Source organism: Gordonia sp. NPDC003585 (genome assembly GCF_040610755.1).
Lineage (GTDB): Bacteria > Actinomycetota > Actinomycetes > Mycobacteriales > Mycobacteriaceae > Gordonia.
The window spans coordinates 1-13,379 of sequence record NZ_JBEXMX010000112.1 but is presented as its reverse complement, the minus strand read 5'-3'; the positions used below and the strand labels follow the sequence as shown (position 1 = coordinate 13,379).

12 protein-coding genes are annotated in these 13,379 nt (G+C 66.8%); 3 read left to right on the top strand and 9 right to left on the bottom strand.

All coding sequences use genetic code 11. The features are described from left to right. Positions 1-427: 427 nt before the first annotated feature. Both ABZW74_RS22265 and ABZW74_RS22260 read right to left on the bottom strand, forming a co-directional pair. Positions 428-721: a DUF2537 domain-containing protein gene (locus ABZW74_RS22265; RefSeq protein ID WP_240857675.1), complete on the bottom strand. Its 294-nt coding sequence runs from the start codon at positions 719-721 to the stop codon at positions 428-430. Beyond that, the gene (locus ABZW74_RS22260; RefSeq protein WP_240857676.1) at positions 718-1,572 is read right to left on the bottom strand and encodes an RNA methyltransferase; all 855 of its coding nucleotides are present in this window, start codon (positions 1,570-1,572) and stop codon (positions 718-720) included. Before ABZW74_RS22260 ends, ABZW74_RS22265 begins: the two co-directional genes overlap by 4 nt. Positions 1,573-1,669: 97 nt before the next feature. Here ABZW74_RS22260 and ABZW74_RS22255 point away from each other — a divergent pair, with 97 nt between their 5' ends. Continuing rightward, positions 1,670-2,905 carry a GNAT family N-acetyltransferase gene (locus ABZW74_RS22255; protein ID WP_240857677.1) on the top strand — a complete coding sequence of 412 codons (1,236 nt, stop codon included), beginning with the start codon at positions 1,670-1,672 and terminating at the stop codon, positions 2,903-2,905. A gap of 7 nt (positions 2,906-2,912) precedes the next feature. On the opposite strand, the gene ABZW74_RS22250 is transcribed toward ABZW74_RS22255, so the two are convergent. Continuing rightward, a complete protein-coding gene (locus ABZW74_RS22250) occupies positions 2,913-3,353 on the bottom strand; it encodes a MarR family transcriptional regulator (RefSeq protein WP_240857678.1) in 441 nt (146 codons plus the stop codon). A gap of 116 nt (positions 3,354-3,469) precedes the next feature. Beyond that, positions 3,470-4,951, bottom strand: coding sequence for an NCS2 family permease (locus tag ABZW74_RS22245; RefSeq protein WP_355279413.1), 1,482 nt, complete (start codon positions 4,949-4,951; stop codon positions 3,470-3,472). A gap of 22 nt (positions 4,952-4,973) precedes the next feature. Here ABZW74_RS22245 and ABZW74_RS22240 point away from each other — a divergent pair, with 22 nt between their 5' ends. After that, positions 4,974-5,222 (top strand): DUF2530 domain-containing protein, encoded by a 249-nt coding sequence (locus ABZW74_RS22240; RefSeq protein WP_240857732.1) that lies wholly within the window; start codon positions 4,974-4,976, stop codon positions 5,220-5,222. Here the strand turns inward: ABZW74_RS22240 and ABZW74_RS22235 are convergent. The 5 genes from ABZW74_RS22235 to ABZW74_RS22215 form a co-directional block, all read right to left on the bottom strand. Then, positions 5,204-5,863: a hypothetical protein gene (locus ABZW74_RS22235; protein ID WP_355279410.1), complete on the bottom strand. Its 660-nt coding sequence runs from the start codon at positions 5,861-5,863 to the stop codon at positions 5,204-5,206. The genes ABZW74_RS22240 and ABZW74_RS22235 overlap by 19 nt on opposite strands. Before the next feature lie 603 nt (positions 5,864-6,466). Further along, the gene (locus ABZW74_RS22230) at positions 6,467-7,531 is read right to left on the bottom strand and encodes a phosphotransferase family protein (RefSeq protein ID WP_240857681.1); all 1,065 of its coding nucleotides are present in this window, start codon (positions 7,529-7,531) and stop codon (positions 6,467-6,469) included. A 14-nt stretch (positions 7,532-7,545) separates the two neighbouring features. Beyond that, the gene (locus tag ABZW74_RS22225; RefSeq protein ID WP_240857682.1) at positions 7,546-8,796 is read right to left on the bottom strand and encodes an acyl-CoA dehydrogenase family protein; all 1,251 of its coding nucleotides are present in this window, start codon (positions 8,794-8,796) and stop codon (positions 7,546-7,548) included. A 79-nt stretch (positions 8,797-8,875) separates the two neighbouring features. Continuing rightward, on the bottom strand, positions 8,876-11,506 hold the full coding sequence (locus ABZW74_RS22220; RefSeq protein WP_240857683.1) for a PQQ-binding-like beta-propeller repeat protein: 2,631 nt from the start codon (positions 11,504-11,506) through the stop codon (positions 8,876-8,878). A gap of 110 nt (positions 11,507-11,616) precedes the next feature. Beyond that, positions 11,617-12,210: a phosphatase PAP2 family protein gene (locus tag ABZW74_RS22215; RefSeq protein ID WP_276614845.1), complete on the bottom strand. Its 594-nt coding sequence runs from the start codon at positions 12,208-12,210 to the stop codon at positions 11,617-11,619. 115 nt (positions 12,211-12,325) lie between these two features. Between ABZW74_RS22215 and ABZW74_RS22210 the strand changes: the two genes are divergently transcribed. Next, positions 12,326-13,379: MMPL family transporter (locus ABZW74_RS22210; RefSeq protein ID WP_355279404.1), on the top strand; the 1,054-nt coding region annotated here is incomplete at its 3' end.

The window sequence follows — 13,379 nt, the reverse complement described above, 5'->3', positions numbered from 1 at the left end:
TTCGCCGACCTCCCACGCGCGTCGTCGGCGAGTCGTGGTTTCAGAAACCGCGTGTCTGGTCAGAAACCCGAGGTGCACCAGCGGTTTCTGGCGACCAATGCGGTTTCTGCGATGAGGCCGCACTCTTCCCGCCTCCACGATCGCCGACGACGTCGGCGAGTCGGTCGCTAGTTCGAAGAGTCTGGCCTCCGGTCTGATCGGTTCCGCGCAGGCCCCATCAGCCTGATCTCCGCTCCCGCGCAACTTCGCAGAGTGCACCTGGAAGGAGTGCAAGAAGCGCTACAGCCAGAGCCTGAAACGTAGATGGCATGCGGAGACCGTACTTGGCGCAGAACGCTTTTCAGCGCATCGACCACCGATGGGGGATAACCGAGCACGATGCGTGGCGGATGGCCGGCCGGTCGGCAGACTTCCGTGAGGCGCCAACTCAACGACCCACGGCGAACAAAGCCACCGACGACGCGGCGCCGGCGAGCATCCCCAGTAGCAGGCCCCAGACGATCCAGCGCAGCACCGCTCGGAAACGCAACTCCCACAGGGTCCAGCCGAGCCCGCCGGCGACCACCGCGACCGCCACCAGACCCAGCCACCGCTGCGCGTTGCCGACGAGGTCGTACAGCCCGATCAGGACCAGCGTCGCGAAGACCGCGCACGCCACAGCGACGATCAGTCCGAACAACCACGGAGTCGGTTCCGCGGGGTGTTCTGCGCCGCCGGTCATCCCTCCATCGTGCCGGACCGGACGCGTTCATAGAACGCGATCGCCGCGGCCGTTGCGACGTTGAGCGAATCGGTACCGCGACTCATCGGAATTCGTGCGCGCACATCGGTGGCGGCCATGGCCGACGCGGTGAGTCCCGGGCCTTCCGCACCCACGAGGAACCCGACCTTCTCCGTCCGCACCGCGTCCGCAAGCGTCACCGCAGCGGGATCCGGAGTGAGAGAGACCAGGCGGAAACCCTGGTCGCGCACGGCGTCGAGACCAGAGGGCCACTCGTCGAACTGTGCGAACGGCACGAGCAGTGCGTGCCCCATCGACACGCGGACGCACCGCCGGTAGAGCGGGTCGGCGCAGCCGGCGCCGAAGAGGACCGCGTCGACACCGAGTCCCGCGGCGTTGCGGAAGATGCTGCCGATGTTCTCGTGATCGTTGACGCCCTCGAGGATCACCACGCTGCGCGCGGATTCGAGAGCGGCATCGACGGAGAGGACCGGTGCGCGTCGGGCGACGGCGAGCACACCGCGATTGAGGTGAAACCCGACCACCTCGGCCATCACGTCGGCAGTCGCTCGGTAGAACGGAACGCCGGCCAACGCACCGCTCCGCAGATCGGTGTCGAGTTCGTCGAGACGTTTGCCTACCCCGAGAAACGCGTGCGGCGCGAACCGCGACGCAATCATCCGCTGTGCGACCAGCACGCCCTCTGCGACGACCAACGCCTTTCCCGGCCGGCCACCCGGCAGCGTCGGGAGGTCGGGACGACGATCGACCGAGCTGAGGTCGCGGAAATCGTCCACCCGCGGATCGGCGGGGTCGTCGATGTCGATCACGTCGACGGCGAGTTCCGGCACCGCAACAGTGTGCCATCGCCGCGCATCATCGCCGGCACTCGCGCCGCAACGCGAAGGGTTGCGACGATCGCCGGCCCGGGATGGATACGGTGGAGGTGTGACCATCACTTCTACGAGCGGGCTGTCCCTGCGACGCGCCACCGACGCCGACTGGGACGACATCATCGCCACCGACGCGCGTGCCTTCGCGATGCGCAACCCGCTGCCCGATGACGAACGTACGGACCTGCGGGGCAAGGTCGCCGACTCCGACATCGTCCTGGTCCGCGACGCCGCCCTCGATCCGGCGCCGCTGGTCGGGGTGTCGATGTTCTACCGGATGACGATGACCGTGCCGGGCGGCTCGGTGCGCAACGCGGCCGGGTTGTCGTGGGTGTCGGTCGCCGCCACGCACCGCAGGCGCGGCATCCTGCGCACCATGCTCACGGAGCTGTTCGAGCAGTGGGAGGCCGACGGTCAGATCTTCGCGATCCTCACCGCCAGCGAGGGCACCATCTACGAGCGGTTCGGCTTCGGGCCCGCCACCTTCGCCCACGACGTGAAGATCACGCCGGGACGAGCACGGATGCGTGCGTCCCAACCGGAGGGTTCGCCGGTCCACTATGCCGACGGCGACGAGGTGGACGCGGCGGTTCCCGACTTGCATGCCCGCTGGACTCGCACCACCCCCGGCGCACTCGGTCGCACACCGGCGTGGTGGCGGCCGCTGCTGGCCGACCGCCCCTCCGAACGACCTTTCGCCGGGAGCGGACTGCACTATCTCCTGCACGACGACGGCTATGCGTCCTACCGGATCATCAAGCAGGATTCGGGCAAGGTGCACGCCGAGGTCAAGGAGGTGGTCACGGCCACCGACGATGCACACACGGAACTGTGGCGCGTGCTCACGAGCCTCGACCTGATCCCGTCGGTGACCGCCGCGATCCCCGCCGACGACCCGTTGCCCGCGAAACTCACGGACCTGCGCGCCGTCGAATTGACCGGACGCGCCGACACCATGTGGCTGCGCATTCTCGACGTTCCTGCGGCACTCGGCGCCCGGCAGTATGCCGCGGACCTCGACGCGGTGATCGAGGTCGTCGACGAATTCCGTGGGCACGGAGGTGTTTTCGATGTCGCCGTCCGCCATGGGGGTGCGATCGTCGCACCGTCATCCGCGACGCCGACCGTACGGCTCGACACCGCCGTCTTGTCATCGATCTATCTCGGCGGCATCCGGCCGTCGACGTTCGCGGCGGCAGGTCGGCTGTGGACCGCATCGCCGGAGATCCTGCAGTCGCTCGACCAGGCCTTCGCCACCGAACGCGCACCCTTTGCGGGCACGTTCTTCTGACGGCGAATCAGTCCTCGGTGTCGGCGAGGACCTTGTTGAGGATCAGCACCGTGTCGCGGAGGGTGTCGCGCTCGTCGGGCGTGAGTTCCCGAAGCCGGTCGCTGAGCCACGCCTTGCGGGCCGCCAATTCCTCGGTGACCACTTCCATCCCCGCCGGGGCGAGCGTCACGATCGCCTGCCGGCCGTCCGTCGGGTGCGGTTCGCGTTTGATCATGCCCAGATCGGACAGCGAGGCGATCACCCGGGTCATCGACGGCGGGCGGACGCGTTCGGCGGCTGCAAGTGCACCGGGCGTCATCGGCCCCTCGTGGTGCAGTGTGGACAACGCCGACAACTGAGTGAGTGAAACAAGCTTGTTCTCGCGGCGCCCCCGAAGGCGCCGCGCGAATCGGACCACGGCCAGCGACAAATCGCCCGCCAGGCTCCCGTCCCCGTACGGTGAGTGCACGCGCTTAGCGTAGTTCACTAACTAGTCGTTCACCCTGTTTACGCAGCGCAGACCAGGCCAATTGGGCCAATCAGACGACAACCGTTTCCCAATTCATACCAACTGGGTGAGAATGTTCAGTTGAGCAAATCCGAAATCGGCGCCCTCGCGAAGTAGGCGATGAAGATCGCCGCGATCCCCCACATCAGCGGATGGACCGAACGTGCCCTGCCCGCAGCGGTGGCCATGACGACCCAACTGATGAATCCCACGCCGATGCCGTTGGCGATCGAATACGTGTAGGGCATCACGACCACTGTCAGGAATGCCGGCAGTGCGTAGTCGAAGCGGGTGAAGTCGATGGACCGCAGCTGACCGATCATGAGTGCACCCACCACCACGAGCGCGGGCGTCACCGCTTCCAGCGGGATCACCTCGTAGAGCGGGGTCAGGAACATGGCGGCCAGGAACAGCAGACCGGTGACCACGTTCGCCAGGCCGGTCCGCGCGCCCTCGGCGATACCCGAGGCCGATTCGACGAAGACCGTGTTCGACGACGACGACGCGGCACCACCGACGATGGCGCCGGTGCCCTCGACCACCAGCGCCCGACCGATCCCGGGCAGATTTCCCTTGTCATCGGCCAGACCGGCCTCTTTGCCCAGGCCGGTCATCGTGCCCATCGCGTCGAAGAAGTTCGACAGCACCAGGGCGAACACGAACACCGACGCCGCGAGCACCCCGATCCGTGTGAACGCACCGAAGATGTCGACGTTGCCGACGAGCGCGAGATCGGGCAGCCCGCCGAGACCATCGGGTAGTTGCGGGATGGACAGACTCCAACCGTCGGGATTGTCCTGGGATGAACCGAGATCGAAGACCGCCTCGGCGATGATCGCCACCACCGACATGATGACGATCCCGATCAACAGGCCGCCGGGGACCTTCCGCACCACCAGGACACCCATCACCAAGACACCGATCGTGAAGATCAACGTCGGAACGGTGGTGATCGAGTTCTCGCTGCCGAGCTGGACCGGCGTGGTGCCTGCCTCGGGTTTGGTGACGAACCCGGCATCCACGAAGCCGATGAACGCGATGAACGCGCCGATGCCGGCGGCGATCGCGGCCTTCAGCTCGGCCGGAATCGCGTTGAACACCGCCGTGCGGAACCCGGTGACCGCGAGCAGCACGATGATGATGCCGTCGATCACCACCAGTCCCATGGCCTCGGGCCACGTCACCTCGGGGGCGATCGTGACGGCGAGCAGGCTGTTGATACCCAGCCCGGTCGCAATCGCGAACGGGTAGTTGGCAACCAGACCGAACAGGATCGACATCACGCCTGCGACCAGGGCGGTCACCGCGGCGACCTGCGCCAGCGGCAGCACGTTGCCCAGGACGTCGGCGTTCTTCGCGGGCTGGCCGTCGGTGGCCGGGATACCGCCGATGATGATCGGGTTGAGCAGCACGATGTAGGACATCGTGAAGAAGGTGACGAGGCCGCCGCGGACCTCGCGATTCAGCGCGGAGCCACGTTCGGAGATCTTGAAGAACCGGTCAAGCGCCCCGGGCGCGTTCGACGGTGTGGTGGGCTCGCTCGACGAATCGGTGGGCACCCTCGAAAGCTACCCTGGTGGCATGGTCGACGCAGCGCAGATCCCGCAACTCCCACGCGTGTTGCGTGCGCCGGAACCGGTGATCGTCGTCGGGATGCTGGCCTGGGCCGTGGCCACTGTGGTCGTCTGGGCCACCGGCACCGGCGGCGACCGCGCACTGGCGGTCTGCCTGGTGGGCCTGGGGGTTGGCCTGCTGGGAACGACGATCGTCGGCGTTCAGCGCGCCGGTGTGCGCCGAGGTGCGCGCGGCGCTCAGGAGGGGCTGGACTGACCCGCGCGGCCGGCCGTCGTCCCCGGACGCCGGAATGGCTTGAGCCGCAAAATATGCCGCAGGACGAACGCGAGTACCGGCCGAATCAGCGGAGCACCCCAACGCCATGGCAGGAAGCCCACCCACTTCGGTGAGCCGGCGATCTCCCACGTCACGGTGATCGTGTTGAGGCGTTCGCCATCGGTGAGGGTGAAGCGTTCCGCGAAATTCTTGATGGCGAAAGGCACCGACACTCCGGTACCGATCAGCACGATCCGCTCCCGCTCCTCGACATCGGCGAGACGCTGTGACACCGAGAGGACGGTGCCGGACATGGTGCGCGTCGCCCCGACCGCGACGCGTTCAGATCCGGACACCGACCACTCGGGACCCCGCAGCAACGGCAGGGAACTCAGGTAGGGCGCCTCGGTCAGGCGCTCCCAGACCTCGCGGCGCGGCAGCGGCGTGGTCTCCACGATGGTGATCGCGAACGCCGCCCGACGCTCGATGTAGTCGTCGACATCATCGAGCGTCATGTCCCGCACCGCGAAGCGGTTGGGCTTGGACGCCAGGCCGTACAAGACGAACAGCGCCAGCAGCCCGAGGACTCCGAGTACGACGAGGACGGCCACCACCCCGACCACGATGGCCGTCGCCGTCACACCGGTCTCACTTCACGTTTCATATATGAAGCATAGCGAGCAGTTGGCGGCGTGTGAACAAGAACCGCTGATTTCGTACTGCCGACGCCGTCGGCAGTCGAGGAGCCGGGAAGGGCCGGGGGCGTCCGGTGAGACCACAGGAACACGCCGCCAATCCCGTCGGATGTCTGTACGCCCCAGCCCGACCACATCCACTGTGCACTTGACTGGGCTCCCAGGTACAGATTCCCGCAGGTCAGCAGACCGAAAGCAGTATTCTTCGGATCAGCGACCCACCCGCCGACGGCGTCGGCGATCGTGGAGGCGGAATTGCGTGAGCCTGCTCAAGAATCCGCGCATGCGGCCAGAAACCTCAGGCCTGGCCAGAATCCGCTGGCGCGCATCGGGTTTCTGACCAGACACGCGGTTTCTAAGTCGCGACATGCCGACGCTCACTCGGACGGGTGGTCGTCCGGCCTTGAGCCGCACCGAAAGTAGGGGAAGAGACTCGTCCCCTACTCCTGGAGTCCTCCCCGCGGATTTTCTCGCGGACGACTCAACAAGCAGGGGCAGAAAGTAGGGGAAGAACCTCCGCTACTTTCAGTGGTCCGGCGGCTCGCCGAGTCACTCCCCCGCGATCGTCGCCCGCATGCGCGAGCCCAGCAGTCCGATTGCGTCACCCATCCGTGCGAACGCGGGATTGTGGGTTTGACCGTGGTAGTAGCGGTAGTAGATCTGCTGGGCGATCACGACCGCCCGAAACAGCCCGAACGCCTCGTACCAGCGCCAGCGATCCGGGGTCATGTCGAAACCCATTCGCTCGCAGTACCGTTCGACGAACTCGCGACGCGACACCATGCCGGGCAGGTTGGTCGGGACCCGCCGGATGGCCTGCATCGCGGCGTCGTCGTCGGCCTGGACCCAGTACGCGAGCGAACCGGCCACATCCATCAACGGATCGCCCAGGGTCGCCATCTCCCAATCCAGGATGCCGATCACCTGGCTGACGTCGGCGTTGTCGAGGACGACGTTGTCGAGTTTGTAGTCGTTGTGGATGACGCAGTTCGCCACGTCGTCGGGCTGGTGCTCGGCGATCCAGGCCATCTCGGCCTCGAACTCGGGCACGTCGTCGGTGTGCGCGTTGCGGAACCGGGTGGTCCAGCCGTCGACCTGTCGGCGAACGTAGCCGAAACCCTTGCCGAGGTCGGCGAGTCCGGCGTTCTCCGGATCCACAGAATGCAGTTCGACGAGCGTGTCGATGAAGTTGTGGCACAACCGTCGGGCCTTCTCGGCGTCGAGCGGCACGTCGGCAGGCCAGTCCCGACGCGGGATCACCCCGTCGATGCGGCCCATCACGTAGAAGTCCGCACCGAGCACCTCGTCGTCGTCGCAGAAGGCCACCAGCGGTGCGATGTAGGGCAGCACCGTGCCCAGCCGCGACTGGATTCGGTACTCCCGTCCCATGTCGTGGGCGCCGCGGGCCTTGGTGCCGCGCGGTGCACGGCGCAGGATCAGGTCCCGGTCCGAATAGTGCAGCAGGTAGGTCAGATTCGACGCACCGCCCGAGAACTGCCGAACCTCGGGTACTTCGCCGATGCCCGCATTCTCGCCGAGCCAGGACGCGACCCGCTCGACGTCGAACTCGTCCTCGGCCCGGACTGCGGTGGCCCCGCTCTCCCCCTCAGCCATGTCCTGTCCTCTCACTATCGGTACTTGGCCAGTTCCAGGCGTGCGACGACGCTGCGGTGGACCTCGTCGGGCCCGTCGGCGAGACGCAGCGACCGTGCACCCACCCACGCCGCCGCCAGCGGGAAGTCGTCGGTCAGTCCGCCGCCGCCGTGCAGCTGGATTGCGAGGTCGATGACGTCGAGCGCCATGTTGGGCACCTCGACCTTGATCTCGCTCACTGCGGAGAGCGCCTCGCGACCCATGCCCTGGTCGAGCAGCCATGCGGCGTGCAGGACCAACAGCCTCGACCGGTTGATCGCGATACGGGCATCGGCGATACGTTCGGAGTTGCCGCCCAGCTTGGCCAGTGGCCGCCCGAATGCCTCGCGCGAAAGCGCGCGTCGCACACCGAGTTCCAGAGCTCGTTCGGCAAGCCCGATGGCGCGCATACAGTGATGGACGCGGCCCGGGCCGAGTCGGCCCTGGGCGATCTCGAAGGCCCGACCGGGCCCGAGCAGGACGTTGGATGCCGGCACCCGCACATCGGTGAACGACACCTCGCCGTGCCCGAACGGCTCGTCGAAGTAGCCCATCGTGGTGAGCATCCGCTCGACCCGAACACCCGGCGCGTCGATCGGGATGAGCACCATGGTGTGCCGAGCATGCCGATCGGCCTCCGCGTCGGTGACGCCCATGAAGATCAGTACTTTGCAATCGGGATGTCCGACGCCTGTCGAGAACCACTTGATGCCATTGATGACGACGTCCTCGCCGTCGGGCACCACCGTGGCGGCCATGTTGGTGGCATCCGAACTGGCGACGCCCGGCTCGGTCATGCAGAAGGCGCTGCGAATGTCGGCGCGCAACAACGGTTCCAACCACTGCGACCGCTGCTCGGCGGTGCCGTAACGCAGCAGCACCTCCATGTTCCCGGTGTCGGGTGCGCTGCAGTTGAAGACCAACGGACCGAGCGTCGATGCACCCATCGCCTCGGCGAGCGGAGCGTAATCGACATTCGACAGCCCGGCGCCACCGTCGGTCCCGAAGTCAGCTGCGTACTGCCCTGCGTGCGCCTCGGGCAGGAAGAGGTTCCACAGTCCTTCCTTGCGTGCCTTGGCCTGCAGTTCGGCGATCAGGGGCGACGGCACCCACGGGTCACCACCGCCCTCGCGACGGCTCGCGATGTCGCGGTGGATGTCCGGCTCGACAGGGTCGACCTCGGCGGCGATGAATGCTCGAACCCGCTCGGTCAGATCTGCCGATCGCGGTGACGGAGAAAAATCCATGTCGATGACCGTACGTGGCGCGGGTCGCCACCGCAGCCACTTGGGGTAGGTGTCGCAGACGACGTCGAGTGGCCGGGCGTTACGACCAATATCTGGTCGAACCGTCGGGTCCCGCGGTGCTGCTCACCAGCTTGGCGAAACAATGCTCCTTGTCGAATCCTTGTGCCCGACACCAGTTGTTGGCCTGGTCGGGCCCCGGGAAGGTGGCCGCCGCCACGGTCACCCACCAGCCCTTGTAACTGAACACCGGCCACTCGTCGCTGTAGAGCAGGCGCACGTCGCTGAACCGCAGGCGCAGGGCCAAGAACTCGTCGAGAATGGCCTGGTTGTCCCAGATCCGGCCTTCCGCGTTCAACCCCGGACGTTTGGAGCTGAGCTGCGCGACCCACCGATTGTTCAGGTTGGCCAGGATGAACGCGCGGTCCGAATTGGCCTGCACCCGTAACGCATCGACGCTCGTGGCGGTGATGTTGGTGCCCGCGGGCAGGGCCGGGCCGGTCGCGGTCACCGGCGGTGCGCTCGCGCCGCCGTCCGGCACCGTCAGCGCAGGTGGCTGTCCGTTCGTCGGGCCCTTGTCGCAATCGACCAGGAAACGGTCCGAACCCGACTGCGTGGCCAGCGTGTCCGGAAGGCGGAAGAACGAGCCCGGCGGATAGGTCAGCTCCATCGTGAGGCCCTCCCCGGCGTCGTCAAGCGACGGAACCGCAATGGGCGCTTGGGAGAAGTCGAAATTCCCCGACGCGACGAGGTCGCCGCCGTCCTTGATCGTGATCCGCGTCCGCGGACCGAACAGGATATCGCCGCCGGGGCACTGGGCCGACACCTTCATCCGCACCCCGAGGCCGCCACTCGTCGTCCGGAACGACTCCGGGGTGAACACCGGCGGACTCCCGCACGCGGTCACGTACTCGTCGTCGCCGGAACCGTTGTCGCTGGTCGTGTCTCGCGTGGTACCGGGCACGATGGCGCGTGGGCCGGTGGGGGCCAGAGCGGTGATGGCATCGGCGGTCACCGTGACGATGCGATCTCCGATCGCAAAGATTCGCGGGGCCGAATTGCCGGTCGCATCCGAACGACTCCCGACCGCGGGCGCCGAGAGCGACCACACCGACGCGCCGGATGCCATGTCCACCGCCGCGAGACCCCCATTCTTCGCGATGATCACTCGCTCGCCGTCGACGACGCCGGGGCCGTCCGACAGATAACTCACGCCGTTCACAGGCTGCGTCCAGCGCTGCGCTCCCGTCGTCGTGTCGAGGGAGACGAGCTGCGCACCCGAACCCTGATCACGTGTGACGACAACGGTCTCGCGATCGTCGGCGACCAATATCTGGACATCCTGGCTCAGTGCCGAGGACGTCCACCTGGTGGTTTTGTCGTCGAGGCTCGTGAATCCGCCGCCGATCGCGACATAGCCGCGTTGCGCCGGCGTCGACACCTCGGGAATCGCAAAGTATGAACCTTCGAACGAGGTGGTCGAACCATCCGACCGAACGTGAAGGACCGGCCCCTTGCTCGGGGAGCCGGAGTTCACCGAGCCCGTGACGGCCAGCAGCGATCCATCGGGCAGTGCCGTGATCTGGGCGGTTCCGGGCTTCGACACAATCTCTCGACCGTCATCTGCCGAAACCACGACGACGTTGGCACCACCCGAGGCGACCAGCGACGTGGATGCCGTGAACCGTGACGAGTCACCGGTCGGCAAACCGTCGGGGAGGGTGAGGCTCTTCTCCCACTCGGTCCCTGACCGTGTGACCTTGGTGATGTGTAAGCCATCGCTGTCGAAATGGCGCACGAACGCGGCTCGGCCGTTGAAGGCGATTCCGTACGGCTGACTCGTCGGCAAGACGGCCGTCGCCGTGGCAGTACCGGTGCGGGTGTCGACGAAGTAGACGTTCGACGATCCATAGCACGCGATCGTGTGGTCGACGATGGCGTCTGAGCACGCACGCACCAGTTCGCTGAGTTTCCAGTTCTGACCGGTCGTCACGTTGACGCCGACCAGGTTCCGCGTGGCGTCGGTTCCGCCGTACTGAGACTGCGAGATGAGGGTCACGAGTGTGTCGCCGTCGTGCACAGCGCCGACAGCTCCGTACATGTTGGCCTCGGGCAACACCGACTGGAAGTAGCTACCGCCGACATCCTGCGGAGTCACCGTCCACGCCGCGCTGCTCGGCGCGCTCGGATAGGACCCGGTGAGTTGTCCGGCGACGAGTTCGGGCAAGTCGTCGTCGGACTCCTTCTGTTGCCAGAAGATCACACCGCCGACGACGAGGGCGATCACGCACACCAGCACGATGCCCGACACGATCCACGGTGCGCGCGAACGCTTCTGGGGCGGCGGGCCCTGCGGACCCCAATAGCCAGGTGGTGGCATGCCAGGTGGCGGGCCCTGTTGCGGCGCGATCGCCGGGAACGGCGTGGACGGCGCCATCTGGGTGGCCTGGTAGGGGCTGGCGTTGGGCGGCATGGCGTTGGGCATGGTCGCACCGATGGACGTCGGGCCGGCGGCGGCCGAACCTGGCGCACTGGGTGGTGCCGGCTGCGTGTCCTTCTGCAAGTCGATGCGATGCTGCACCGTCTTGCGCAACTCGGTCCGGTCGATCGGCTCCATGACCGTCGGAGATTCTTCGGGCGCCGGTTGATCCGGGTCGCTCGGTATCACCGTCGGATCGGCGACCGGCTCGATCGCGGTCGGCGACTCGGACATCTCCTGCCCCGGAGATTCTGGCGATTCGTCCGATGAACCCGGCCCAGGATGCGGCATCGTTCAAGTAAAGCGGCACGTCGACAACCCCGCCATCCTTCGGGCGGACCAATTCAGGTGGCCGTCCTGCCGACCCGCACGTCGAGGTCCCTGCGCGACGACTCGAACCAGACGAGAGCCAGTGCGCACAGACCCACCCAGGCAGCACCCAACAGCCAGCCAGCGAGCACGTCCGTCGTCCAGTGGACGCCGAGATAGATTCGGGTGCAGCCGATGGCGATCGACCACAGCGGAGCGATGAGCAACACCCAACGGTGTCGTCGGACCCAGTCGACGTGCCGGTAGGCGACGATGGCCAACAGGCCGAAGATCACCATGCTCATCATCGAGTGGCCCGACGGGAACGAGAACGTGTCGATGTCGACGAGCCGGTTCACCTCGGGTGGGCGCGGTCGGCGGAAAAGATGCTTGAGCCCCACCATGAGCAGGTAGCCGATCAGCGCGCCGGCACCGAGGAACACCGCGTCGACCGTGTACCGACGCACGGCGAGGACGATCACCACGGCAAGGGTGACCAGCGCCATCGGGAGCGTATTGCCGGTGACCGTGACGACATGCGCGACGGTGATCCACGGTTCGGAGCGGTTGTCGACCACCCACCGCGCGACCGTCTCGTCGAGGTTGGTGGGAGTGACGAACACCGCCATCTCCTCTCCCGTACGTCTGCGAACCTCGCCTTGACGGGCACTCAAGTTGAGCACAAGTGCGCCGCAAGTCCTGCCGACCACCCTATCGGGGACACCACACCCCGAAAGGAATCTCATGAAGACTCCCCTGCTCTACCGGATCGGGCACGCCTGCGCGTCACACCCGTTCCGCGCATTGGGCGGCTTCCTCGCCGCGCTCGTCCTCGTCACGGTCCTGGCCACCGCGTTCGGCGGCGCCACCCAGGAGAACTGGGACGTGCCGGGCACCGAATCCCAGCGCGGAATCGATCTGCTCCGCGATCATGTTCCCGGCGCCGGCAACGCCGACGCACGCATCGTGCTGCACGACGACGGACCACTGGACATGCGCACCGTCGACGACCTGCGCGCTCGGCTTGCCGGCCTCGACCACGTCGCCACTGTCGACGCACCGCAGTTCAGCAGCGACCGCGACACCGCGATCATCGTCGTCGGATACGACGTGCCGGTCACCGAGCGGTCGTTGATGGGCAACGTCGAGCCGCTCGAGAAGGCCGTGCAACCCACCCGCGATGCCGGTGTGCAGGTCGAGATGAACGGCGGATTGCCCGAGACTGCCGCCGCGCCGCTGAAGGGACATGCCGAGATCATCGGAATCACGCTGGCGCTTCTCATTCTGGTGCTGGCGCTCGGCTCCGTCGTTGCCGCGGGTCTCCCGATCCTCACCGCCATCGGCGGACTCGCTGTCGGATCCGCCGCAATCACGCTGCTCGCCGCCACCATGGAGGTCAGTCCGTCGGCACCCTTGGTGGCCACCATGGTGGGCCTTGGCGTCGGCATCGACTACGCCCTGCTCGTGGTGTCCCGGCACTCGGAATTCCTACGGGCGGGCCACGATCCGGTGGAGTCGGCGGCACGCGCGGTTGCGACGGCCGGACGGTCGGCGATGTTCGCCGCGCTCACCGTGTTGATCTCGCTGATGGGGCTGCGTCTGGCCGGGCTGGCGACCTACTCGTCCTTCGGCTTCGCCACCGCGATCGCGGTGATCGCCATGCTGGCCGCCACCCTGGTCGTCGTTCCGGCGATGTGCCGACTGTGCGGTCGGCGGATGTTGCCCCGCAAGGTCCGTAAGGCAAGTGCCGCAACCGCTCCCGTGGCATCGACCGGACGGGAACCGCTGAGCGCGCGGT

Excerpts from the sequence above, each read along its gene's own strand:
- ABZW74_RS22265 (WP_240857675.1), bottom strand. The coding sequence starts at position 721 with ATGACCGGCGGCGCAGAACACCCCGCGGAACCGACTCCGTGGTTGTTC.
- ABZW74_RS22240 (WP_240857732.1), top strand. The coding sequence starts at position 4,974 with ATGGTCGACGCAGCGCAGATCCCGCAACTCCCACGCGTGTTGCGTGCG.
- ABZW74_RS22230 (WP_240857681.1), bottom strand. The coding sequence starts at position 7,531 with ATGGCTGAGGGGGAGAGCGGGGCCACCGCAGTCCGGGCCGAGGACGAG.
- ABZW74_RS22225 (WP_240857682.1), bottom strand. The coding sequence starts at position 8,796 with ATGGATTTTTCTCCGTCACCGCGATCGGCAGATCTGACCGAGCGGGTT.
- ABZW74_RS22220 (WP_240857683.1), bottom strand. The coding sequence starts at position 11,506 with ATGTCCGAGTCGCCGACCGCGATCGAGCCGGTCGCCGATCCGACGGTG.
- ABZW74_RS22215 (WP_276614845.1), bottom strand. The coding sequence starts at position 12,210 with ATGGCGGTGTTCGTCACTCCCACCAACCTCGACGAGACGGTCGCGCGG.